Source organism: Dyadobacter sp. CY323, assembly GCF_021390245.1.
Lineage (GTDB): Bacteria > Bacteroidota > Bacteroidia > Cytophagales > Spirosomataceae > Dyadobacter.
Genome location: NZ_JAJUXH010000004.1, coordinates 214416 through 237946, shown reverse-complemented (window position 1 = coordinate 237946; position 23531 = coordinate 214416). Strand labels below are relative to the sequence as shown.

20 protein-coding genes are annotated in these 23531 nt (G+C 45.1%); 15 read left to right on the top strand and 5 right to left on the bottom strand.

The window, feature by feature from the left end:
- The first annotated feature begins 179 nt into the window (after positions 1-179).
- From LZG72_RS10000 to LZG72_RS09980, 5 genes are all read left to right on the top strand, one after another.
- Positions 180-821 carry a porin family protein gene (locus LZG72_RS10000; RefSeq protein WP_233871000.1) on the top strand — a complete coding sequence of 214 codons (642 nt, stop codon included), beginning with the start codon at positions 180-182 and terminating at the stop codon, positions 819-821.
- Positions 822-998: 177 nt separating this feature from the next.
- The gene (locus tag LZG72_RS09995) at positions 999-2327 is read left to right on the top strand and encodes a DEAD/DEAH box helicase (protein ID WP_233870998.1); all 1329 of its coding nucleotides are present in this window, start codon (positions 999-1001) and stop codon (positions 2325-2327) included.
- A gap of 151 nt (positions 2328-2478) precedes the next feature.
- The gene (locus tag LZG72_RS09990; protein ID WP_233870995.1) at positions 2479-4077 is read left to right on the top strand and encodes a DUF4394 domain-containing protein; all 1599 of its coding nucleotides are present in this window, start codon (positions 2479-2481) and stop codon (positions 4075-4077) included.
- Between the two features lie 307 nt (positions 4078-4384).
- Entirely contained in the window at positions 4385-5083 is a 699-nt protein-coding gene (locus LZG72_RS09985) for a ferritin-like domain-containing protein (protein ID WP_233870994.1), read from the top strand.
- A gap of 17 nt (positions 5084-5100) precedes the next feature.
- Positions 5101-5916 (top strand): ferritin-like domain-containing protein, encoded by an 816-nt coding sequence (locus LZG72_RS09980; RefSeq protein WP_233870991.1) that lies wholly within the window; start codon positions 5101-5103, stop codon positions 5914-5916.
- A 137-nt stretch (positions 5917-6053) separates the two neighbouring features.
- On the opposite strand, the gene hemA is transcribed toward LZG72_RS09980, so the two are convergent.
- A complete protein-coding gene (gene hemA, locus LZG72_RS09975) occupies positions 6054-7313 on the bottom strand; it encodes a glutamyl-tRNA reductase (protein WP_233870988.1) in 1260 nt (419 codons plus the stop codon).
- A 215-nt stretch (positions 7314-7528) separates the two neighbouring features.
- Between hemA and LZG72_RS09970 the strand changes: the two genes are divergently transcribed.
- A complete protein-coding gene (locus tag LZG72_RS09970; protein WP_233870986.1) occupies positions 7529-8806 on the top strand; it encodes a PAS domain-containing sensor histidine kinase in 1278 nt (425 codons plus the stop codon).
- 22 nt (positions 8807-8828) lie between these two features.
- Here the strand turns inward: LZG72_RS09970 and LZG72_RS09965 are convergent, their stop codons facing one another.
- Complete coding sequence (locus tag LZG72_RS09965) at positions 8829-9353, bottom strand: hypothetical protein (RefSeq protein WP_233870983.1); 525 nt, start codon at positions 9351-9353, stop codon at positions 8829-8831.
- Between the two features lie 44 nt (positions 9354-9397).
- Complete coding sequence (locus tag LZG72_RS09960) at positions 9398-9925, bottom strand: hypothetical protein (protein ID WP_233870980.1); 528 nt, start codon at positions 9923-9925, stop codon at positions 9398-9400.
- A 48-nt stretch (positions 9926-9973) separates the two neighbouring features.
- Here LZG72_RS09960 and LZG72_RS09955 point away from each other — a divergent pair, with 48 nt between their 5' ends.
- From LZG72_RS09955 to LZG72_RS09935, 5 genes are all read left to right on the top strand, one after another.
- Complete coding sequence (locus tag LZG72_RS09955; RefSeq protein WP_233870978.1) at positions 9974-11029, top strand: acyl transferase; 1056 nt, start codon at positions 9974-9976, stop codon at positions 11027-11029.
- 236 nt (positions 11030-11265) lie between these two features.
- Complete coding sequence (locus LZG72_RS09950; protein WP_233870975.1) at positions 11266-11865, top strand: gluconate 2-dehydrogenase subunit 3 family protein; 600 nt, start codon at positions 11266-11268, stop codon at positions 11863-11865.
- A gap of 52 nt (positions 11866-11917) precedes the next feature.
- Complete coding sequence (locus LZG72_RS09945; protein WP_233870973.1) at positions 11918-13636, top strand: FAD-dependent oxidoreductase; 1719 nt, start codon at positions 11918-11920, stop codon at positions 13634-13636.
- Between the two features lie 131 nt (positions 13637-13767).
- Positions 13768-14988 (top strand): acyltransferase family protein, encoded by a 1221-nt coding sequence (locus LZG72_RS09940; protein WP_255700995.1) that lies wholly within the window; start codon positions 13768-13770, stop codon positions 14986-14988.
- Positions 14989-15032: 44 nt separating this feature from the next.
- Entirely contained in the window at positions 15033-15422 is a 390-nt protein-coding gene (locus LZG72_RS09935) for a VOC family protein (RefSeq protein WP_233870970.1), read from the top strand.
- 9 nt (positions 15423-15431) lie between these two features.
- On the opposite strand, the gene LZG72_RS09930 is transcribed toward LZG72_RS09935, so the two are convergent.
- Entirely contained in the window at positions 15432-15920 is a 489-nt protein-coding gene (locus LZG72_RS09930; RefSeq protein ID WP_233870968.1) for a hypothetical protein, read from the bottom strand.
- A gap of 347 nt (positions 15921-16267) precedes the next feature.
- On the opposite strand from LZG72_RS09930, the gene LZG72_RS09925 reads away from it, so the two are divergent.
- The 4 genes from LZG72_RS09925 (at position 16268) to LZG72_RS09910 (ending at position 22674) form a co-directional block, all read left to right on the top strand.
- A complete protein-coding gene (locus LZG72_RS09925) occupies positions 16268-18556 on the top strand; it encodes a peptidylprolyl isomerase (RefSeq protein WP_233870965.1) in 2289 nt (762 codons plus the stop codon).
- A gap of 48 nt (positions 18557-18604) precedes the next feature.
- Positions 18605-19969, top strand: a complete 1365-nt coding sequence (locus tag LZG72_RS09920) for a peptidylprolyl isomerase (protein WP_233870963.1) — start codon at positions 18605-18607, stop codon at positions 19967-19969.
- A gap of 51 nt (positions 19970-20020) precedes the next feature.
- Complete coding sequence (locus LZG72_RS09915) at positions 20021-20983, top strand: MoxR family ATPase (RefSeq protein ID WP_233870961.1); 963 nt, start codon at positions 20021-20023, stop codon at positions 20981-20983.
- A gap of 101 nt (positions 20984-21084) precedes the next feature.
- Positions 21085-22674: an aldehyde dehydrogenase (NADP(+)) gene (locus tag LZG72_RS09910; RefSeq protein WP_233870958.1), complete on the top strand. Its 1590-nt coding sequence runs from the start codon at positions 21085-21087 to the stop codon at positions 22672-22674.
- A 2-nt stretch (positions 22675-22676) separates the two neighbouring features.
- Here LZG72_RS09910 and truA read toward each other — a convergent pair whose 3' ends face one another.
- Positions 22677-23432 carry a tRNA pseudouridine(38-40) synthase TruA gene (gene truA, locus LZG72_RS09905; RefSeq protein ID WP_233870955.1) on the bottom strand — a complete coding sequence of 252 codons (756 nt, stop codon included), beginning with the start codon at positions 23430-23432 and terminating at the stop codon, positions 22677-22679.
- Positions 23433-23531: the final 99 nt, after the last annotated feature.

Sequence of the window (23531 nt, the reverse complement as noted above, 5' to 3'; positions counted from 1 at the left end):
GGCAAACGTATACAATTGGGGACGAAAATCCACGAAGCTTATTCCAAAATCTCGAATAGGAATATATAAATACGCTCGTAGGATTTCAAAATACCGTATTATTCAGAAAACTTGACCTAAGATCAGCAGCTGGCATATTTTTTATTCGTTTGGGTTTTCATATATCCAAATCTACTCAAATGAAAAATTGTATTTTTTTGCTACTTGCGGTCTCATTAAGTATATCGCGGGCACATGCACAGGAAAATGTCTCCATTGGTCCGATGGTCGGAGTATCGATCGCAAACTTCCGGGGAGATGTAGCCAACACAAACTGGAAACCAGGATTAACCATCGGTGGTTTTTACAATTACAGCTCGAAATCGGGCTTTGGTTTCAGCGGGCAATTGCTTTTCACACAACTTGGTGCGCAGGTCAACAACAAATCAAACGAAGTCAATCTCAATTACATCCAGGCTCCGTTACTCGCTACTTTTTTCTTTGGACAGTATGGACAAAGTGTTCGTCCCAAGATTTTTCTGGGGCCAAATCTAAACTTCCTGGTTGGAGCACGGGATAAAAGTGGTAACAACATCAATGGCGACTCGAACAATCGCGTTTACAGTCCTTTTGACCTTGGCCTCACATTTGGCGCGGGTGTTAACATTGAAGTATCCGATAAGATTTGGCTCAACTTTGATGCTCGGTACGGTCTGGGACTGCTGGATGTCACACGCATTGAACCAATAAACATTAAAAATAACAATTGGGGGATCAATGCAGGAGTTAGTTTTCCGCTCGGTACCTATAATAAAAACACGGGGCGTTTTCGCGCACGTTGACGCACGGTTTAAGTCGACACACTATTCAATATGAATCGGAAGGGCATCCAGTACGGAATGCCCTTCTTTGTTTAAGTACCTATCGTGCCAAATGCAGGCCTTGCCGCAGGATCTACACCCATTCATTCTTTTACTGCGCCAGAAGGAGTAACTTTGTAGTTCATTTTTGAAATGGTTATGACTTTTGAAGAACTAAATCTTACCAAACCCCTGCTCAGAGCGCTTGAAGAAGGTGGTTATAAAACACCCACAACAATCCAGGAAAAGGTTTTTTCCATTATGATGTCCGGAAAAGATGTCTGTGGGATTGCGCAGACGGGTACCGGAAAAACATTTGCCTACCTGTTGCCAACCCTGCGCCTGTTGGAATTCTCAAAAGACCGGTTACCTCAGTTGCTCATCCTCGTTCCCACTCGTGAATTGGTGGTGCAGGTGGTTGAAGAAGTCAGAAAGTTAAGTACGTATCTTACTCTGCAGGTTGTCGGCGTTTATGGCGGCGGGAACATTAAAGTGCAAATGGCTGAACTTAAAATGGGTGCCGACGTGGTGGTAGCCACTCCGGGAAGGCTTGTTGACCTTGCTTTAAATGGCTCATTGAAAACCAAAGCCATTAAAAAACTGGTGATCGATGAGGTAGATGAAATGTTGAACCTGGGATTTCGTACCCAGCTCAAAAATATCTTGGACTTGCTTCCGCAAAAACGCCAGAATCTGCTTTTCTCGGCGACATTAACCCAGGAAGTTGAAGCTTTGATGGGAGAATATTTCAATAATCCCGTTCGGGTAGAGGCTGCGCCAGTAGGTACGCCGCTTGAAAATATTGAGCAACAAGCCTATTACGTGCCCAATTTCTACACAAAAGTGAACCTCATCGACTTTTTAATGGAGCAAAATGGGGACATGAATAAAGTGCTGATTTTTGTGGCTACCAAAAAGCTCGCCGATCAGTTATATGGCCAGCTCGAACTTGGTTTTTTGAACAAGATCGGCGTAATCCATTCAAACAAGGAACAAAATCACCGTTTCAATACAATCCGGCAATTTCACGACGGAACATACCGCATACTAATCGCGACCGACATTATTGCGCGCGGCCTCGACGTTGCCGAAGTTTCGCACGTCATTAATTTTGACCTGCCCGAAACGCCTGAAAATTACATTCACCGTATCGGCAGAACGGGACGCGCTGACCGGAAAGGCATCGCCATTTCTTTTATTACAGAAAAAGAAAAGGAATTTCAGGATCAGATCGAAGAATTGATGGACTACAAAATTCCGGTACTGCCCCTTCCCGAAACCCTGAAAATTTCAGAGATCCTTACCCCGGACGAAGAACCGAAGATCTTTATGAAAAGCATTGATGTCAAACTCCCTAAACGTGAATCGGTTGGAGCTGCATTTCATGAAAAGATCGCTAAAAATCAAAAGGTTAATGTGCGTCGCGATCACGCAAAAGAGAAAATGCAAAAGTACGGCCGACCCATTAAACGATCGGGGAAAAAGTAGGAATCAGTCATAATCTCCGGCATTCGCTCCATTAAATACAGATTAAAAAGCGTGTTTTTCAGATTAAAAATATATTAAAAGCCTTGATCTAAACCTACGATTTGTACGTATCTGGGATGTTACTAAACATCTCAACTCAAATCCTAAGGTTATGAAAAAATCTACACTCGTGGGAACCAGCCTAAAATGCTCCCTCGTATTTGCACTGGCTTTGCTAACACAGTCTTGTCAAGAAGAAAATCAGATTGAAAAGCAGTCAGCAGCCAGTGAGCAACAAAATAGCTCGCTCCGCTCCGATGCCAGTCAGGTTTTTTATGCATTAACCGACAATAACACGATTTACGAATTAAATGTACAAAGCCCGGGCACACCTATCCGCACACTTACTATTTCCGGACTTGAACCAAATGAGAAATTGCTGGGAATCGATTTTCGTCCGGCAACAGGTCAGCTTTATGCAGTAGGAAATAAAAATCACCTTTACACGATCAATCTGAGGTCGGATATGGCTCCCGGCCGCGCGACGATCATCAGTCCGGTTCCATTCAACCCGGGCATTTCAGGTCCGGAAGTGGTAGGTTTCGATTTCAACCCGACTGTAGACAAGATCCGGCTCGTTTCCAATACCTCACAGAACTATCGCTTACATCCCGAAACCGGGGCAATCGTCGCCGTGGACGGCTATCTGAAAGGATACACCAATGTAATGGTCGGCGCAGCAGCTTACACGAACAACTTTTCGGGTGCAACCACCACCCAGCTTTATGATATTGATCCGGGGACCGATAAACTATATCTCCAGACACCACCTAACGACGGCGTTTTGCAGGAAGTTGGCGTTTTGGGCATGGATGTCAGCGCCGTTGGCGGATTTGACATTGCAGCTGGCTCAGGCATGGCGATCGCGTCAGTTCTGAGTGGCGGCATGTGGAACCTGGTCGAAGTGAACCTTTCAAATGGTTCGTTGACATCGCTAGGAACACTTCCCTCGGGTAAGATTACGGGTATTGCAATACCGACCAATCCGGTAGCATACGCTGTGGATGCAAGCAATAAGCTGATCATTTTCAATCCTATGAATGTTTCCGGGACACGTGTGGAGAAGATGATTACAGGACTTCCGACGGGCGTTACGATCGAAGGAATTGACATTCGCCCGGCGGACGGCCGGTTGTATGCATTCGGGTCGGATACCAGGCTCTATACGGTTGATCTTGGAAGTGGAGTGTCCAGGTTCCTCGTCGAATTGCGAAATATGGACGATCCTACCTTTAAAGTTACAGGTACCAGCTTTGGAGTGGATTTCAACCCGGTCTCAGACAGGTTACGCGTGGTTACCAATACCGGGCAAAACCTGCGTATTAACGTTGCTAATGGTATCACGATCGTCGACGGAGCCCTCAATCTGATTCCAGGCCCAGGAACCCCGGTAGTGAATGGTGCGGCATATACAAACAGTTTTGCAGGTACCGCGGCCACCGTACTTTACGATCTGGACAGCGAGTCGAACACATTGTTCAAACAAAATCCGCCAAACAACGGCGGACTCGAGAAAATGGGTGCATTGGGTGTTGATTTCGATGCGGCAAATGGCTTTGACATCGGCAACGCCACTGGAACTGCATATACGCTTCTTACCGTGGGTGGTAGCACAGGGTTGTACACCATCAACCTCACTTCTGGTGCAGCAATGAAAATATCAGACTTTGCAGGTTCAGTTAAAGGCTTTGCATTGGGCTCCGGATTATAATCATCAACAGACTAAAATACCCGGCGGCGCGTCAATGACGTGTCGCTCTTTTTTTGTTTCAGTACCAATTCTGACGATTTTTCGAATTAAATAAAAATATTTTTCAGTACTCAATATTCGAATAACACAGTCTTTAAGCCCTAAATAATTTCTTATTATAGGATTAATACAAAATGAATATTGGACTTGCCGGCTACTTACAAAATTATTTCAATGCCATGCAATCCAAGATGAAATAAAGGCCGTAAGTCTTCGTGAATGCACTTCTTCATAAGGTTCATTTACACACAATCTAAAACAAACTATTATGAAAAAAACCTTAACGCTATTTTCTGATCCGTCCGATAGGGAGATGCTATCGAAAGTGAACAGACGCTATTTTTTAAGATCCGCAGGTGTGGCAGCGACCACAGGTGCATTCATCCTGGGGGCTTGTACAGAACAGGATCTGATGTCGGACGACACTGTCGATCTGGGTTCCGGAGACATTGGTATCCTGAATTATGCCTATGCTTTGGAACAACTTGAAGCAGCATTTTACATTCAGGTCCTGACCACTCCTTATCTGAACATGACGGATATGGAAAAATGGATCCTTACCGATATCCGCAATCACGAAATCGTTCACAGAGAGTTTTTCAAAACTGCATTGGCAGGAGCTGCGATTAAAGGTTTGACCCCTAATTTCTCAGCAATCGATTTTCAAAGCCGCGACAGTGTTCTTGGAGCTGCCAAATTGTTTGAGGATACAGGTGTAGCAGCTTACAATGGCGCCGGAAAGCTGATCCAGGATGTGAAGTATCTTTTAGTTGCTGGTAAGATCGTTTCTGTTGAAGCAAGACACGCATCAGCGATTGCCGATCTTATCAATCCTAATGCTTTGGAATTTGCGAATGGCCAGATTGACAACAACGGTCTGGAACACGCCTATTCTCCATCGGTTATTCTGGGTGGGGTTGCGCCATTTATCATGGACAAAATCAGTGGAAAAAATCTGCCACACTAATTCAACAAACTAAAGACATGGATATTTTTAAGATATTAAACAGCATTGAAAAAGTTGACGGTGACGCAGCAGGACGCCTCGCGCATTCTACCCGCCGTATGTTTATGAACCGCGTGGGCAGCAGCCTTGCAGCGGCGGCAGTACCAACTGTATTCGCTTCAATTGTAAACAAAGCGTACGGTGCAACGCCAACCGTAGCTGACGTCCTTAATTTCGCCTTAACTCTTGAATATCTGGAAGAAACTTTTTACTTCCAGGCAAACAGGTTAAATACACTTATTCCTGCCAAATATTCGCTTGTTTTTTCTCAAATTGAAAAGCACGAGAACCAGCACGTGGAATTTTTGAAAGCAGCTCTTGGCAGCGCAGCAGTAAAACGTCCGACTTTTGATTTTACTTATGGAGGTCAGTTTGCCGACATCTGGACAAACTTCAAAACATTCATAGCGGTATCCGCGGCATTGGAAGATACCGGTGTACGCGCCTATAAAGGCCAGGCTGGTAATTTAATCTCGGCTCCTCAAATTCTTGAATATGCATTGCAGGTGCATTCCGTTGAGGCGCGTCACGCTTCGCTGGTAAGAAGAATTATCGGTCAAATGAACAATGATCCGATGATGAAAGGCTGGATCACACAAGCCAAAGGTTTTCCACCAGCAGTTTATGAAGGTATGATTCCTGAATCAAATACAGTTCATCTGGGGATAGATGCAGCGATGATCGCAGGAATCGGATCCATTTCAAAAGACAACGTTACAGAATCTTTCGATGAGCCATTGACCATGGAAGAAGTGCTCGCAATCGCCGGCCCATTCATTGTAAAGACGATGTAAGAAGATACAATTAATTATTGTGGAGGGTAAGGTAGTACATAGAGAGGGTGACCAAACGTCACCCTCTCTTTTTTGTCTAAAGCATAAAAAAACGGCTGAAACTATCTTCCAGCCGTTGTACTATTTCTTATTCGGAATTAATGATTTGCTTTTTCTTTGTCCAGGTTGAACAGGTCATTCAACACGTCGATCAGCGTCTCGGCTTCACCTCTCTTGCACGCCGCCTTTAATTGAAGAACGGGAAGTTTGAGGATCTTTTGCATCATGCTGGAAGTAATGCGTTCTACTTTCTCCAACTCAGAATCGCTCAGATTTTTAGTAAAACGGGTTAGTTCTTCTTTTCGGATTTGTTCCAGAGCGCCTTTCAACTTTTGGATCGTTGGAGAAACAACCATTTCTCTAGACCAGTCGTTGAATTCGATCACTGCCTCTTCAATGATATCCCGAACGTGTGGCACAGCCCCTAATCTGCGATTCAGCGCCTCATCTGCTTTGGAACGGATGGAATCAATAGTATATAACATAACCCCCGGGATCTCCTCCACTTCCGGTGAGACGCTACGGGGAACCGAAAGGTCAATAAAGTATTTGAAAGACATTCCACGCAGCCGTACCATCATTTCTTTTGTAAAAAATGGTTCGTCGCGTTTGATCGATGAAACGATGATGTCTGCATTCGATATTTCTGTCTCAATGTCTGAGAAATCAGCAACCCGCAATCCAAGCTCAGCGCCGAGTTCGTCAGCGATGCTTTTTGTGCGATTCATTAATATGATCTCAATGCCGCCTTTCTGGTGCAAATTCCGGCAAACATCTTTGCCAATCTCTCCTAAACCCACAACAAGTACTCTCGGATTCGGCATTAAGCCTTCCAGGAGCTCTACCGCAGCATAGGAAACCGAAGCGGCACCATCCCGAAAGAATGTCTCCTGGGCAACGCGTTTATTAGCGAAGAAAATGGTATGTAGCAAACGGTGTAAGAAAGGCCCCGCCATATTCAGGTCGGCCGACCATTGATAGGCATGCTTGATCTGATTGGGTATCTGCATATCGCCTACAACCTGTGATTGCAAACCGGTTGCGACTTCAAACAGATGCTGAACCGCACTTTCGCCGTCTGAAAACCGCTCGAAAAAAGTGGTATAGGGAGCAATGTCCGATATCCCTTTCTCAATCAATAAAAGCTTGATAATCTCCTCATTCAGATCTGATTGGGAGGAATAATATATTTCTGTGCGGTTGCATGTAGAAACAGCCAACACGTCCGTAACATCGAAAAAATCTTTCAGACGAAGCATAATGCCCTTCGCTTCCGCCTCATTCAATGCCAGCTTTTCCCTGATAACTAGAGGAGCATTCCGATGTGATAGACTTACTGATTTAAACTGGTTATACATCACTTGTCTGATTCGATGCACAAAAATACGGCACAAAATTTCAATAGTAAAGTGAAAGAAAGACCGCTCACTTATTTAGAAAACATATAAATAATATGGGTAAAATTATCTGCTCCGTTATTCCTAAAATCAGGCAAAACCGACTAAGCATAAATATTTTACGTTATTTGTAACATATAACGCAAACTTCGGGCATAGGGTTGCCTGGCAATTAAATGATTAGCGAAACTTCCAAGAAAAAGCCGCGCTTCCGTCTTCATCCAACCGCCATTCTGAATAGCCAGCGGCTTCGCCGCTCGCTGGTGGACACCTACGATCAAAAGAGTTTTTATAAATACATTATTGGCATCATTCTGCTCATTCTCAGCATCGGTTCGCTCTTTTATACAGACAAACTGGTGGAGGAGCTCGAACAACGGGAGGAACGGGAAGTGCAGCTTTATGCCGAGGGACTGAGGTATGTGGTCAACAGTCCATTCGATGAAAATTTTAATGTCGTATACCAGGTAATCCAGGATGCTGTGAATTTTTACCAGATCCCGGCCATTTACGTGGATGAAAATAACCTGGCCAATCAATGGATGAACATCGAACTTCCTGAAAACGCCAGTAAGCGGGAACAGGAACGGATTATTCAGGAAAAGTTGGAGGTAATGAAGCTCGAACATCCGCGCATCCCGGTAGAGCTGGGAAAAGGACGTACCGGCTACATTTATTACAGTAACTCCTTTTTGCTGACCCAATTACGTTATTACCCGTTTTTACAGCTCTCAGTAATGTTGCTGATCGGTTATCTCGCCTACCTTGCATTCAGCTCTGCAAGAAAAGCGGAACAGAATCGGGTTTGGGTAGGATTGGCGAAAGAAACCGCTCACCAGCTCGGCACACCGCTTTCTTCCTTAATGGCCTGGGTGGAATATTTTCGGAGCGATCCATCCATAGATCCGTCGATTGCGGAAGAAATTGAGAAAGATGTGATACGGTTGGAAATGATCACCACCCGGTTTTCGAATATCGGTTCGGTTCCAACTTTAAAGGACGAACCGGTTGCTGAGATTGTCACCAACTTCATCAGTTACCTCGAAAAACGCGTTTCTTCCAAAGTGAAATTTACGGTTTATAATGAGCTGGCGGCTGAACAGACTGCTTTAATTAATAAAAACCTCTTTGAATGGGTGATTGAAAACGTCTGCAAAAATGCGGTCGACGCAATGGGTGGTATCGGATCGATTAATGTGACTTTACAGGCCCCGCCCAACACAAAAGAACTGTGGATCGATATCTCGGATACGGGTAAAGGGATGACGAAGGCTAATATGAATAAAATTTTCAATCCGGGTTTCAGCACAAAAAAACGTGGCTGGGGATTGGGATTAACGCTCGCAAAAAGGATTATTGAAAACTACCATTCGGGAAAACTCTTCGTAAAAAGCTCCGAAGTGGGGAAAGGCACCACGTTCAGGATCACGTTGGCCGCCAATATTATTGAGTAAAAATGGAGGATCAAACCAAAAATCAGCGGTAACCAGGGATCGTAATGTAATCCGTCTCTACCTGATTGCTGTATTGCATTGCTCTGTCCCGGATCCTGATCTTGTATTTCTCTTCCACCGGCACCATCGTATTCGCGTAACGCTTGGGAATATTGAGGTCGAGTTTTCCCTTTAATGGGCCTTTATTATTGTCTATTTTTAAAAGAGGTATCCATTTCCCATTATCCTCACTGAGAATGTATTCCTTTTCACTTCCGTCGGCTTGCTTCCGCACTGTAACAAGCTCGTAAGTACCTGAACCTCCGTAGGAATTTCTGAATTTCTCGTCGGCAAGTTCTGCCGCACTCGCTCCCAAATCGCCGTCGCCGTCTTCGAATGTAATGGTGATCGTTACTTTGTCGGTTTTAGCGGAAGTGATGGGATCTATCTCCGTAACTTTGCCTATGGAAGCATATTCAATCCGCGGCACCGAATTAAAATCAGGCGGGTTAAAGCATCCGGAGAATGCTATGGTCGAAAACACAAGAAATGGAAAAGCTATTTTCATAAAAGTTAATCGATTAGCATTCAAAAACCGGACGATGCAGATGTTTAACGGTAACCTGGCACTTGCAGCGTGTCTGTCTCAATCTGATTACTCACATGCAAATTCCTGTCGCGGATACGTACTTTAAATTTGACGGTTATCGGTATCGTGCTGTTGCCATAAAGAAAACTGGTGTTCAGGTCGAGCTTACCTTTCAGCGGCCCTGGTTTGCCATCGGGTTTAAGAATGGGCATCCATTTGAATTGATCTTCTGCTAAAACCGACTCGGTCCATTGACCACCCGCGCCTTTTCTTGCGGTAATAAGTTCATAATTGCCCCAGGTACCATATTTTCTGATAAAAGAGGAATCCGAACGTTCCAGGTCTGATGCGCCCAGATCACCGTCACCATCTTCAAAATCAATGGTAATGATTACTTTTTCCCGGATTTTTCTGCCCGTCGAATCATTTACTTCGGTAAACTGGTCTACGCCGTTATAATATATTTTTGGGGCATCATCGAAGTCAGGTATATCCACACAACCGGTCAACGCCACAGCAAACATCAGGAACAGGGAAACTTTCAGTTTCATATTACTTCAATTTTTAACTTTGCACTTTATTCTACGAATGTAACAGGATTGGAAATTCAAAACAATAAATCCATTAGTGAAACCAGGGCTGAATTACGGAGCCGAATCGAACGATTCAACCCCTCGGAATTTGAAGATCTTGCATTAAAGATTTTCAAATATCAGGCAGCCTACAATCCGGTTTACAGCCAGTATGTCAAGTTTCTCGGCATTAAACCAGACCAAATCAGCCGTTTAATTCAAATCCCGTTCCTTCCGATCCAGTTTTTCAAATCACATACGATCACGACCGGCGAACCAGCCAGCGCCGATGTTATCTTTCAAAGCAGCGGCACCACAGGAGAAAATACCAGCCGCCACCACCTCTACGACGCCCCACTTTACAAGAAGGTTTCCGATCGTATTTTCAAACTAAATTATGGAGATCTGGACCGCTTTCATATCCTGGCATTGCTGCCATCATACCTTGAACGAAACAACTCTTCACTGGTGTATATGCTGCAACATTTTATTGAGAAAAGCGGCTCGGAACATGCCGGATTTTACCTCAATAATACCGGTGAAATGCTGGAAAGGCTGAAATACCTGTCCAAGAATCCGGACGGAAAAGGGGTTTTGCTGCTGGGTGTAACCTTCGCATTGCTGGATCTGGCCGAAAGTAATCACGACCTCCGTTTTTTGCAGAATTTATCAAACTTCACGGTGATGGATACCGGCGGGATGAAAGGCCGAAGAAAAGAACTATTACGCGAAGAAGTCCACGATATCCTGACCGAAGGATTTTCCGTACCCGTCATTCACTCCGAGTATGGCATGACGGAGCTGCTTTCGCAGGGTTACTCACACGGCAAGGGATTATTCACTCCCGGCTATACAATGCGCATTTTACTACGCGACATCAACGATCCGTTTGCTGTTTTTGATCAAAACCTTACACGCAGCAAAACAGGTGGTATCAATGTCATCGATCTCGCAAATCTCGACAGTTGCTCCTTTATTGAAACCCAGGATCTCGGCAGATTCGGAGGGGAAGAAAATCAATTTTACGTCATGGGACGCTTCGATAATTCTGACATCCGGGGCTGCAATTTAATGGTACTTTAAACCGTTTTTCTCTGCAATTCCCTTATTGAATTCCTGACGCAGCTGTCAGACTTTAATGAATTTTTAATTGCCGTCATCCTGCTGTAAATCAGCTGAATGATCCCCATTTATTTATATAGAATTATTCTAACAATCCGTTCGAAAGAATATTTCTTAAATTAGCTGGGTTGTTTAAATTGTATTTATCAAATGGAATATTATATTTTGACCATTAACCTGTATTTCAATTACATCATATGAAAAGACGTGATGCACTTGGCCGGGTGGCGCTTTTAATGGGCGGCACATTATCGGCCCCTACCATGCTGGCTTTTCTGGAAAGTTGTAAATCTACAACTGAAAGTTCCTCGGCTGCCGGCTTTTCCTTTACCTCAGAACGCAAAGCACTCGTCTCAGAAGTTGCCGAAATGATTATCCCGAAAACAGATACGCCCGGAGCGAAAGAAGCCGGAGTCGGTGAATTCATTGAAAAAATGCTGAAAGACTGCTACGCAGAAAAAGATCAAAAAAGCTTTACCAAAGGTCTGGAAGCGTTGGAAAAGAAAGATTTCATGAAAGCTACGCCAGACCAGCAAACAGCGTTGCTGAAAGAAATGGAGGCTTCCAGCAAAGCAGAAATGGACAAAGCCGGAGAAGAAAAGAAGAAGTATACCGAAGCTGGAAAAGAATACACAGACGCGGGAGTACCTTTTTTCCGACTTATGAAAGAACTGACCCTTCTTGGTTACTTCACCTCAGAGCAAGGAGCTACACTGGCACTTGACTACGTTCCTGTTCCCGGTCGGTATGACGGCTGTATTGACCTAAAACCCGGCCAGAAAGCCTGGGCAATGTAATTAAAGATCTAAAAAGGCCGTCGGGCCTTATAAAAAACAGATAATATTCATCATGAATTTAAATCTTAAAGCAACAAAACAGGCCACCTATGATGCCATCGTAGTAGGCTCTGGAATTAGCGGCGGCTGGGCTGCCAAAGAACTCACAGAAAAGGGTTTGAAGGTAGTAATGCTCGAAAGAGGCCGTGATATTAAACACATTACCGATTACAAAACCGCAACACTCGCACCCTGGGAGCTCGAACACAGAGGAAGAGTTACCACTGTTGCGAAAGAAGAATATTGGGCCGGAATGCGTACCGGTTATACCGCGAATGAAGAACACCGGTACCTTTTTGAGAACGATAAGGAAAATCCTTACGAAGAAACCAGAAAGTTTGACTGGATCAGAGCATATCACGTTGGAGGCCGCTCGTTACTTTGGGGACGCCAGAGTTACCGGCTAAACCCGATGGACTTTGAAGCAAACGCAAAAGACGGCATTTCCGTTGACTGGCCGATCCGTTATGCTGACATCGCCCCGTGGTACGACTACGTGGAGAAATTTGCAGGTATCAGTGGCGCAAAAGATGGCCTGGATGTACTTCCCGATGGGAACTATCTTCCACCAATGCAAATGAACTGTGTTGAAAAACATGTAAAAGGGGAAGTAGAGAAGAAATTTGCCGGCCGCCACATTATTATGGGACGTGCTGCACACCTTACCCAACCGCTGGCCCTCCATACTGAGCTTGGCCGTGCAGCTTGCCAGTTTCGTAATATGTGTATGCGCGGATGTCCGTATGGAGCTTATTTCAGCACGCAATCGGCTACATTGCCGGCCGCGCAAAAAACCGGAAACCTTACGTTAATACCGGATTCCATTGTAACCGAGGTGATTTACGATGACAAAGCAGGCAAAGTAACCGGAGTACGCGTGATCAACCAGAACACGCTTGAAACAAAAGAATATTTTGCCAAAATCATCTTCCTGAATGCATCTGCGATCGCTTCGGCATCCATTATGTTGAATTCGAAATCCAAAAGATTCCCGAATGGACTTGGCAATGAAAGCGACCAGCTTGGAAGAAACATCATGGACCATCACCTCGCAGTGGGAGCACGAGCCGACGTGGACGGTTTTGAAGATAAGTACTACTTTGGCCGCCGCGCAAATGGTGTGTATGTACCACGCTACAGAAACTGGGGAACTGATAAACGTGACTACCTCCGAGGTTTCGGTTACCAGGGCGGAGCCAGTCGCGAAAGCTGGGGCCGCGGCGTAGGAACGGACGGTTTTGGCGCCGATTTCAAGAAAAGCCTGACACAACCAGGCGCATGGTCGATGAACCTGGGTGGATTCGGAGAAATGATCCCTGACGAGAAGAACAGGTTTACATTACACCCAACTAAAAAAGACAAATGGGGACTTCCAGTCGTGGTTTTCGATGCGGCCTATGGCGAGAACGAGTCGAAAATGCGTAAGGATATGATGAACGATGCAGCCGAAATGCTGGAAGCTGCCGGACTCAAAAATGTGCAGCCATATAACGACGAGTCTAAACATCCGGGAATCGGGATACATGAAATGGGAACTGCCCGCATGGGTAATGACCCGAAAACATCGGTATTGAACAAAAATAACCAGGTGTGGGGTGCAGAAAATGTATATGTGACTGATGGCGCATTTATGACTTCGGCTTCCTGTGTCAACCCGTCACTTACTTATATGGCCATGACTGCCCGCGCAGCCGACCATGCGGTGAAGGAGTTGAAAAAGATGAATGTCTAAGGAGGCACGTGTAGTTGGGAGTGTTAAAAACTGACCATTCTATCAAGCAAGTCCTTTAAAACCTCGTTGGGTATAACCAGCGGGGTTTTTTCTTTTCTACAAAACCTCTGTCAGCTGAAACCGCTGTGACAATGCACTCCACTTTAACCCACAAAGATTTGAAAGATTTTACAACCATTCCTCCACCTCAGCGCGTATCTTCTGTGGACGCCTATCGGGGCTTTGTCATGTTTTTAATGATGGCAGAAGTACTGAAGTTCAGTGAAGTCGCCGAAGCTTTTCCGGGAAGTGCATTTTGGGCTTTTCTGGATTTCCAACAAAGCCATGTGCCATGGGTAGGATGCTCACTGCACGACCTCATCCAGCCTTCTTTTTCATTTCTTGTAGGCGTGGCCCTGCCCTATTCCATGGCGAGCCGGGCGAGCAAGCAGCAAAGTACCGGCGTTATGTGGCTGCATACATTCAGGCGTTCACTGATTTTGGTTTTGCTGGGAATTTTCCTGCGGTCGATGCATGCCTCACAAACCAACTTTACTTTTGAAGATACTTTGTCGCAAATCGGGCTTGGCTATCCGATTTTATTTGGACTTGCGCTTGTAACCGAGCGAGTGCAATGGAGCGCTTTAATTTTAATATTATTTGCGTATGCACTTGCATTCGCACTCTACCCCATCCCGGGACCTTACTTCGACTGGTCAGAAACCGGTACTACTGCTGACTGGGAGCATAATTTGAAAGGATTTGCCGCACATTGGAATAAGAATACAAATTTCGCCTGGGCATTCGATCGCTGGTTTATGAACCTTTTCCCGAGAGAAAAACCATTTTTGTTTAATGGCGGCGGATACAGCACATTGAGCTTTATTCCAACCTTGGGTACTATGATACTGGGACTGATAGCTGGACAATGGCTCAAATCCGCACAATCAACTTCCTGGCTGATCCGCAGGTTTGTGATCACTGCCGCCGTTTTGTTCACATTTGCCATTGTATTGAATATCAGTGGTATTAACCCCATCGTGAAGCGGATATGGACACCTGCATGGACGCTTTTCAGTGGAGGCTGGTGCTTTGTTTTACTGGCTGCATTTTATTTTGTAGTGGATGTGAAAAACGCAAGATCATGGTTTTTCCCCCTCATCGTAATCGGTACCAACTCCATCGCTGCCTACATCATAGCCCACACAATCGACCGGTTTATAGATGAGTCTTTCCGCATCAACATCAGTCAGAATTACGACCTGATCTTCGGAGAAGGCGTGAGAACGCTCGTGAGCGGAACAGTTATCCTATTAATTGAATGGTGGATACTTTATTGGATGTATACAAAGAAGTTATTTATCAGGATCTGATCTTTGTTTGCTTAACAAAACGGTAATTAGTTAACGATTCTTACATGCTGAACCTGCGGGCAGTCCATCACATCGCGATTATTTGTTCCGATTACGAGAAATCGAAAAGGTTTTATACCGAAATCCTGGGCTTTACGATTGATCGCGAAGTACTCAGAAAGGAGCGCCAGTCTTACAAACTGGACCTTTCTTTGAATGGACATTATTGTATTGAACTGTTTTCATTCCCGGACCCACCGAAACGGCCTTCCCGACCGGAGGCCTGCGGTTTGAGGCACATTGCTTTCCAGGTAGAAAATATTGAAGATGTGATTGTCGAATTGAATGCAAAAAAAATCTTTCCCGAACCAATTCGTACTGACGAATTCACGGGAAAGAAGTTTACTTTTTTTGCAGATCCGGATGATCTGCCGATCGAGTTGTATGAACTTTAAAATCGCTCGTCAGGCCGCGGCGGTCAGAGCTATATTTTTGCGGGTGCCGTGTTCCGCCTTGCATAATGCTTCGTAGAACTCTGAAATGCGGGTCAGGTGTTCGTCCAGGATCCGCCGGACTTCACTTTCGCGTTCGGTATACAGGCGCAGTGTTTTGTAAATCTGAAGTGTAGCTTCTTCGATTTTCTTCAGACAAGCGGCAACATCTTCTCTGCATTCGAGATTTTCCAGTGCCTGCAAAGCAGAGCGGGAAGCTATTTGATTGTCAGCCAAATCTTTATCATCCAAAAAACATTTGAAGTAATCATAAATCCAGCGGATCTCCTTTTGAAATAAGACCGCACTCACATGGCCTTGGCTCAATATGCGACGAAATGAGCCCATACTATCTTTCTTCAGAGCTTCCAGATACAGTAGCTCGCGGTTTTTCTGCTCGTTCCACAAAGCCCTGATCATCGGAACGAATTCGCTGTCCTCATTGCTCCAAGCAGTTTCCATAATATTTGTATTAAATCTTTGCCTGAAATGACAAAAAAATTGTGCCTGAAAACCTTCAAATCAAGCGATTATGGCCTATGGAAATACTAAATCCTCGTTTAATGCTAAAAACAGTTAATAAACTTTTTTAATAAAAATAGTCACAAAGTTTTACAAGTAACCCTGTGGTGAATTCGCCATACACAGTTGTGATGTGTGGAATACAATGATAACTGATCCCAGGTCGGCAGTTAAATTTTTGTCATGAACGGAAAGCCTCTAACTTTGCTGGCTTTACAATATTTGAACGGCATTGCGGTTAATAGAGTCAGCCCGAACCGTGCAAATGCTTACGATTATCCAGATATATGATTAAAAGACCCTTATATTTTTACCTGATTGCCCTATCGTTATTTCACTCCTGCAAAACTGCCGCTCCGCCGAAACAAGTGGTTACGGAAACCGCGCCGTTGCTGGAAATCGGAACTGAGAAATTCTCATTAGAAGAGTACCAGGATTCGTACAACAAGAACAAATTTGCAACCGACTCCACGAAAGAACTAACCCCGGAAGAGTACCTTGCCTTATATACGGATTTAAAAATCAAGGTGTTACAGGCTAAGGAAGATGGGAAAGATACGACGCAGGATTACCGGGAAGAAATCTCTTCATACCGTGCGCAGCTGGCAAAGAACCACTTAGTCGATAAAGTACTTGTTGAAAAGCTTACGAATGAGGCCTATAACCGGTTAAAGCAGGAAGTACGTGCTTCGCACATTTTGGTTGGGGTGTCGGAAGACGCGTCGCCGGAAGATACACTGGAAGCACACCGTGCCGCGATTGCATTGCGGGGAAGGCTTGAAGAGGGGGCGGATTTTGGTGATATGGCCGCTCGTTTCTCCAAAGATCCGGCTGCTAAAAAAACAAAAGGTGACCTCGGCTATTTTACAGCATTTCAAACACTGTATCCCCTCGAAACTGCTGCGTACTCATTGTCCGTCGGAAAGATATCACAGCCGGTCCGCACAAAAGCGGGTTATCATTTGATCAAAGTAACAGATCGCCGGACCAATCGGGGAATGGTGCAGATTGCGCACGTAATGGTGATCATGGATTCAACGGCGTCTGCCTCGCAAAAACAGGCCGCGAAAGCACGCATAGACGAAGCTTACGGACATTTGCAAAATGGCGAACATTGGGCGGACGTAGTCGAAAGCTACTCGGATGACAAGCAATCGAAGAAGAACAAAGGGTTGCTCCCGATGTTTGGTATCGGCCAAATGGTCCCGGAAATTGAAGAGACTGCTTTCAGCCTCCGAATGAACACCTATTCAAAACCGATTTTGACGATGTACGGCTGGCACATTATAAAGCTGGTCGACCGAAAAAGCATTGAAACGTTCGCCAATATGGCACCTTCATTGAGAAAAAAGGTGGTGACGGATTCCAGAGGTAAGGTGATCGAAACAGCCAATGTGAAACGCTTGCGGGAAAAATATGCCGTGCAGGAATTGGATGATCAATGGCAGGCGGTAGCAACTCTGGCCGACAGCACTTTACGGACCGGAAAGTGGGATTACATTCGTGCTGTATCTGCGGATTGGTCTGGCAGTACTCTATTTAAGATTGAGCAGCGGCCATATGATGCGCTATCTTTTCTTAATTATGTCAAAAGAAAGCAGCAGCCTAGGTCAAAAGATGCTTCTCCGGCTGTAATTTTTAAAAAGTACTACAATGATTTTTTAGGAGAAAGTCTTGTTGAATATGAGAAGGATCATTTGGAAGAAACAAACCCTGAATTCCGGAGTTTAATGAAAGAGATCAGCGATGGTGTCTTACTTTCTCAAATGATGGAAGAACAAGTCTGGCAACGGTCGCTTTCTGATTCTACGGGCCAACAACGCTTTTATGATCGCAACAAACAGCGTTATAACTACCCCGACCGCGCCCTGGCCACGATTATTTCCGCAAAAGACACGCAAACCGTGAATGCGATCAGGAAAACACTCGCGACTACCCCATACAAATTGGAGCGTAAATCAAAGGAGATTTTATTCGACGCGAATGCGGAAAACATCGAACCTGACCAGCAGGAGGCGTTGACAGACCTGTTGATCATCATGAAAAAAAATCCGGATTACCTGGTTGAAATAGCTGGTTACCGGGCCTCAGAAGAATCGGAAATGACCTCGGCAAACCGGATCAGGAACGTAGTGAAATATTTAACGGCACAAAACATCCCGATTCTGCGTATTATAGAAAAGGATTACGGCTCGTTCCGGCAATCGGCTGAGGCTGAACGAAACAGAAGAGTTGGTTTTCAGTTTTTCACCGAGTCAAAACGGGATATCGAAAAGGCTTATAATTCTGAAAGTAATGCGTCCGTTACTATTCAGGATCGTTATTTCACCAAAGATCATGCGCTTTTTACCAAAATAAAATGGCAGTCGGGTGAACAGACCGTGTCCGACAATAATGCGGTCATCTGGGCGAATGTGAGCAAAATTGAACCAGCCAGGGGCAAGACCTTCCCGGAAGCCCGTGGGAGCGTGATCAATGATTATCAGAAGGAATTGGAAAAGCAGTGGGTTGAGCGACTCAAACAGAAGTTTCCGATAAAAGTCAATACGGCAGAATTAGAAAAAATTAAGCGTTAGATGTATTTTAGCAGTTTGTAAGTAAACTCGTTTCAGTAATTTATGAAAATGAACAAATGGATTGCAGTTCAGCTTGTGGCAGTGTTTTCACTGTTCTGCTGTCTGACAGGTAAGGGGCAGGGCCAGCAGGGAGTGAGCCTGGATAAAATTATAGCACGGGTTGATAACCACTATATATTGAATTCGGAACTGGAAGAAATGTATAACCAATACAAGGCAGAGGGACGTACAGCCCCTGAAAAATGCCAGCTTCTGGAATCTCTGATCATCAATAAAATGCTTTTGGCCAAAGCCGAAATTGACTCGGTGGTAGTAGAAGATAAGCAGGTAGACGGAGAACTGGATGCGAAAATGGGTTACATGATCCAGCGTTTCGGTTCCGAGAAAAACATCGTGGAGGCTTACGGGAAAAGCATAGATAACCTCAAAGCAGAGCTCAGGAACCAGGTAAAAGAGCAGAAGATCGTCGAGAAAATGCAGCAAACCATTTCGGGAAATGTAAAAATCACTCCGAGTGAGGTCCGCAAATTTTTTAATTCGATCCCAAAAGACAGCTTACCTTACATTCCGTCTGAAGTCGAGATCGGACATATCGTTAAAAAAGGAGAAGTTACCCGGGAGCAAAAGGATAAGTTGCGTCAACAACTTTTGGAAATCAAACAGCGTGTCGAAAAAGGGGAAGATTTTGCTAATCTGGCTCAGATCTATTCGGAAGATTTAGGTTCTGCGAAGAATGGCGGCGATCTTAATTTTGCGAAAAGAGGTGCGATGGTCCCTGAGTTTGAGGGAGCTGCATTAGCATTGAAACCGGGCGAAATGTCCGATATCGTTGAATCTCAATTCGGTTTTCACTTAATTAAACTGGTTGAAACCCGTGGGGCGGAATACCATGCGAGACACATTTTGTTAAGACCTGACTACAACAAAGGAACCGATATGAGCCGCGCAATCCGTTCCCTGGATAGCCTTCGCACATTGATCCAAATAGATACACTGAAGTTTGCAAAAGCAGCATTAGATAATTCTGATGATAAAGAAACTGCCGAATCAGGTGGATTGATATCTGACCGCAGTACCGGACTTGCCCGCCTTACGCTTGACGCATCGATGGACCCTGCATTATATTTTGCAATTGACACCATGAAAGTAGGCGATTTGAGCCATCCTGTTTCTTATCGTCTGGAAGATGGCAGCAGCGCCATGCGTATCATCTGGTACAAAAGCAGGTCAGAACCTCATACTGCCAACCTGCATGACGACTATGAAAAACTTGCGCAGATCGTGCTCAGTAACAAGCGTAACAATGCATTGGAAGAGTGGTTCAAGAAAGCTCAGGGAGATGTCTTTATCAGTATTGAGCCTGAATACAAGAATTGCAAAGTGCTCGGGCTCGCTGCCACGGATGATATGTAGCGCCGATTGACTAGTTCGCCTAAACAAACTGAAAATCTAATCTGACATATCGTGAAGTATTCATCGGACGTTGAAGCAGCCGAAGCTATGCAAGTAGCTTACGAAAAAATAAGACGTGAAATTGGTAATGTAATTATCGGGCAGGATGAGGTGGTTAAACGATTACTTACCGCTATTTTTTGTCAGGGACATTGCTTGCTGGTCGGCGTTCCGGGATTGGCGAAAACCCTTCTTATCCAAACGATTGCTTCTTCGCTGGACCTTAACTTCAACCGGATCCAGTTTACGCCCGATTTAATGCCTTCCGACATTCTGGGATCTGAAACACTGGATCAGAACCGAAATTTCAAATTTATTAAAGGTCCCGTTTTTGCAAATATTATTCTGGCAGATGAGATCAACCGGACACCGCCTAAGACGCAGTCCGCCTTGCTGGAAGCTATGCAGGAATATTCGGTAACCATTGCCGGAGCAAAGCATTCACTTGAAAGACCATTTTTCGTACTGGCTACGCAAAACCCGATCGAGCAGGAAGGTACCTATCCTCTGCCGGAGGCTCAGCTCGACCGTTTTATGTTCATGATCCAGCTGGACTATCCTTCATATGCGGAAGAAGTAAACATCGTAAAAAGCACCACAACGGATCGCAGACACGAGGTACAAAAAGTAATTACCGCCGAAGAGATCATGGATTTCCAGCATTTGGTTCGTCGGGTACCGGTTACGGATCACGTAATTGAGTATGCCGTAAAGCTTGTGCATAAAACAAGACCTTCTGCCGGATTAGCCGTAAAAGACACGAACGATTACTTGGAATGGGGAGCCGGGCCGCGTGCCTCGCAGGCGCTGATACTTGCTGCCAAATGCAATGCATTGCTTTCGGGTAAATATTCGCCGGATATCGAGGATGTAAAAGCAGTAGCCTTGCCGGTACTTCGCCACCGCATCATCCGGAATTTCAAGGCGGAAGCAGAAGGAATTTCGGTAGATGATATTATTGGACGTTTGGTCTGAGTTTTTAAACACATTTACGAGTCATTTTTTGGATTTGTGCGGAAGTTATCCGCACAAATTTTTGTTTTTAAAGGGTACCAGTCCATCTTAACTTTTTGGTTATGTCCATTCAAGGAAAAAACTATATCGGTTTCTCACTTTCGGCTGAGAATCCTAAAACATTTCAATCCTATGTGCCTGCGACGGATCAGTTTCTGCCGGAGACTTTTCATACTGCTACCGTCGACGAAGTAAATCGCGCAATGCAACTCGCTGAAAAAGCAGCAGATGATTACGCCCAGGTTCCTACCGCGGTACGTGCCGATTTTTTGATTGCAATCACCGAAGAAATCATGGCGGCAGGAGACGAGCTTCTCGAACGCGCGCACCTCGAGACCGGCCTGCCACTCGCCAGATTGCAGGGCGAGCGTGCGCGGACGATTAATCAGCTTACCCAATTCGCAGAACTCCTGCGCGAAGGTTCCTGGATCGAAGCGTCCATTGATACCGCCATTCCGGACCGAGCTCCTGTTGCCAAACCGGACATCCGCAAAATGCTGGTACCGATCGGACCTGTGATTGTGTTTGGTTCCAGCAACTTTCCATTTGCCTATTCCGTTGCCGGAGTCGATACCGGACCAGCTCTGGCCGCAGGGAATCCGGTGATCGTAAAAGCCCACGCGGCACATCCGGGAGTCAGCGACCTCACCGCACAGGCGATAGTGAGAGCGGCAAAAAGAACGGGTATGCCGGAAGGAGTTTTTTCGATGCTGTTTGATGATGGTTTTGAGGTCGGAACTGCGCTCGTCATGCACCCGGCGAGCAAAGCTGTTGGGTTTACAGGATCTTACAAAGGTGGAATGGCATTGCACAAGCTGGCGCGGGAAAGAGACGAGCCAATCGCTGTTTTTGCTGAAATGGGGAGCGTAAACCCAATCACCGTCTTACCGGGTTACCTTAAAAATCATTCAGTTGAACTTGGCAAAACCTTAGCCGCGTCAGTGAGCCTGGGAGCAGGACAATTCTGCACGAATCCGGGACTTGTTTTTGTAACTGAAACCGAAGGCCTATCCGATTTCGAAAATTCATATAAACGAGAAATTATTGCAACCACTTCTGCAACAATGCTCACATCGGGCATTTGTAAAAACTATAATAAGCTACGAGAAGAGGTTTTTAAGCAAAATGAAGTGACTGAGCTGGCCATTTCTGACAATCTGTCGCCGGGGGAAAATCAGGCACAAGCAAGTATCGCAAGAGTTTCGGGAAAAGCCTTCATTTCCAATCCAAAACTTCACGAAGAAGTATTCGGCCCGTTTTCACTTTTGATTGTTTGTGAAACGACAGAGGAGTTATTGGAAGCGATATCCCATTTGCCTGGCCAGCTTACTGCAACGCTCATGGCGGAAGAAGATGAAGTCGCATTGCATTCGGATATTACCAGGCGATTGGCAAAGATCTCAGGTCGTTTTATCTTAAATGGTGTCCCTACCGGCGTAGAAGTTTGTCCGTCTATGCATCATGGCGGCCCATTCCCGGCAACTGCCGATGCGCGTTTCACATCCGTCGGGCGCCATTCCATCCTTCGGTTTGTTCGTCCCCAATCCTTTCAGGGCTGGCCTGATGCATTGTTGCCGGATGAATTGAAGAACAGTAATCCATTAGGAATTTCACGTCTGGTTAATAACGTCTTTACCAAAGATGCAATTTGAGCTCAGCAGGGATGTTTAAGTAGCCCGTCGGGATAGCCTACTTCAACTAAAAATAAACCTTCGGCCGGGGCTTGTGCCCCGGCTTCTTTTCTGTTCCGGGCGAGGATGATTTTTTCAAAATCCCCAACCGTCTTTTTCCCCTTTCCGATTTCCAAAAGTGAGCCCACCAATGCCCGCACCATTCCCCTCAAAAAACGGTTAGCCTGGATATGGAATATCAGCATATCAGGGGATTCTACCCAATGTGCCTCAGAGATCGTGCAGCGGAAGTTATTGACATTCGTATGGATCTTACTGAAACTCTCGAAATCGGTATGAAGCAGTAGTAATGCAGCAGCTTCATTCATTAAAGTAACATTCAGATCTGCCCGTAATAAATACGCTAAATCAGTCAAAAATGGACTTTTATGTTTGGTAATCCGATATTGATATTTCCGGTGTGTGGCTGCAAAACGAGAATTCGTATCCTCAGGAACTGAGAAAATGGCTTTGACTGCAATATCCCTGGGTATCAGGCCATTTAATTTATAAATCAATAAATCGCAATCCGCAATTGTGTTGGGTAAATCAAAATGAGCGAATTGTTGTTCTGCATGAACACCGGTGTCCGTCCTGCTGCTGCCCGTAAGCTCGACAGGCATTCTGAACACTTTGGCAAATGCATCTTCCAATACATGCTGGACACCCAGTGCATTGTTTTGCTTTTGCCATCCATGATAAGCCGTACCGCGGTAACTAAATTCCAGAAAATAGCGCATGCTGCAAAAGTATAGGAAACAGCGCAGATTTACGATTTACACGTTCTGATTGCGGAAGTTGTGACGAAGAAGGTTAACTTTGAAATTAGAAAATTTCAT

Excerpts from the sequence above, each read along its gene's own strand:
- LZG72_RS09935 (WP_233870970.1), top strand. The coding sequence starts at position 15,033 with ATGCTGAACCTGCGGGCAGTCCATCACATCGCGATTATTTGTTCCGAT.
- LZG72_RS09910 (WP_233870958.1), top strand. The coding sequence starts at position 21,085 with ATGTCCATTCAAGGAAAAAACTATATCGGTTTCTCACTTTCGGCTGAG.
- LZG72_RS09965 (WP_233870983.1), bottom strand. The coding sequence starts at position 9,353 with ATGAAAATAGCTTTTCCATTTCTTGTGTTTTCGACCATAGCATTCTCC.
- LZG72_RS09930 (WP_233870968.1), bottom strand. The coding sequence starts at position 15,920 with ATGGAAACTGCTTGGAGCAATGAGGACAGCGAATTCGTTCCGATGATC.
- LZG72_RS09940 (WP_255700995.1), top strand. The coding sequence starts at position 13,768 with ATGCACTCCACTTTAACCCACAAAGATTTGAAAGATTTTACAACCATT.
- LZG72_RS09925 (WP_233870965.1), top strand. The coding sequence starts at position 16,268 with ATGATTAAAAGACCCTTATATTTTTACCTGATTGCCCTATCGTTATTT.
- LZG72_RS09950 (WP_233870975.1), top strand. The coding sequence starts at position 11,266 with ATGAAAAGACGTGATGCACTTGGCCGGGTGGCGCTTTTAATGGGCGGC.
- LZG72_RS09985 (WP_233870994.1), top strand. The coding sequence starts at position 4,385 with ATGAAAAAAACCTTAACGCTATTTTCTGATCCGTCCGATAGGGAGATG.
- LZG72_RS09970 (WP_233870986.1), top strand. The coding sequence starts at position 7,529 with ATGATTAGCGAAACTTCCAAGAAAAAGCCGCGCTTCCGTCTTCATCCA.
- LZG72_RS09990 (WP_233870995.1), top strand. The coding sequence starts at position 2,479 with ATGAAAAAATCTACACTCGTGGGAACCAGCCTAAAATGCTCCCTCGTA.
- LZG72_RS09995 (WP_233870998.1), top strand. The coding sequence starts at position 999 with ATGACTTTTGAAGAACTAAATCTTACCAAACCCCTGCTCAGAGCGCTT.
- LZG72_RS09980 (WP_233870991.1), top strand. The coding sequence starts at position 5,101 with ATGGATATTTTTAAGATATTAAACAGCATTGAAAAAGTTGACGGTGAC.
- truA (WP_233870955.1), bottom strand. The coding sequence starts at position 23,432 with ATGCGCTATTTTCTGGAATTTAGTTACCGCGGTACGGCTTATCATGGA.
- LZG72_RS09960 (WP_233870980.1), bottom strand. The coding sequence starts at position 9,925 with ATGAAACTGAAAGTTTCCCTGTTCCTGATGTTTGCTGTGGCGTTGACC.
- hemA (WP_233870988.1), bottom strand. The coding sequence starts at position 7,313 with ATGTATAACCAGTTTAAATCAGTAAGTCTATCACATCGGAATGCTCCT.
- LZG72_RS09920 (WP_233870963.1), top strand. The coding sequence starts at position 18,605 with ATGAACAAATGGATTGCAGTTCAGCTTGTGGCAGTGTTTTCACTGTTC.
- LZG72_RS09945 (WP_233870973.1), top strand. The coding sequence starts at position 11,918 with ATGAATTTAAATCTTAAAGCAACAAAACAGGCCACCTATGATGCCATC.
- LZG72_RS10000 (WP_233871000.1), top strand. The coding sequence starts at position 180 with ATGAAAAATTGTATTTTTTTGCTACTTGCGGTCTCATTAAGTATATCG.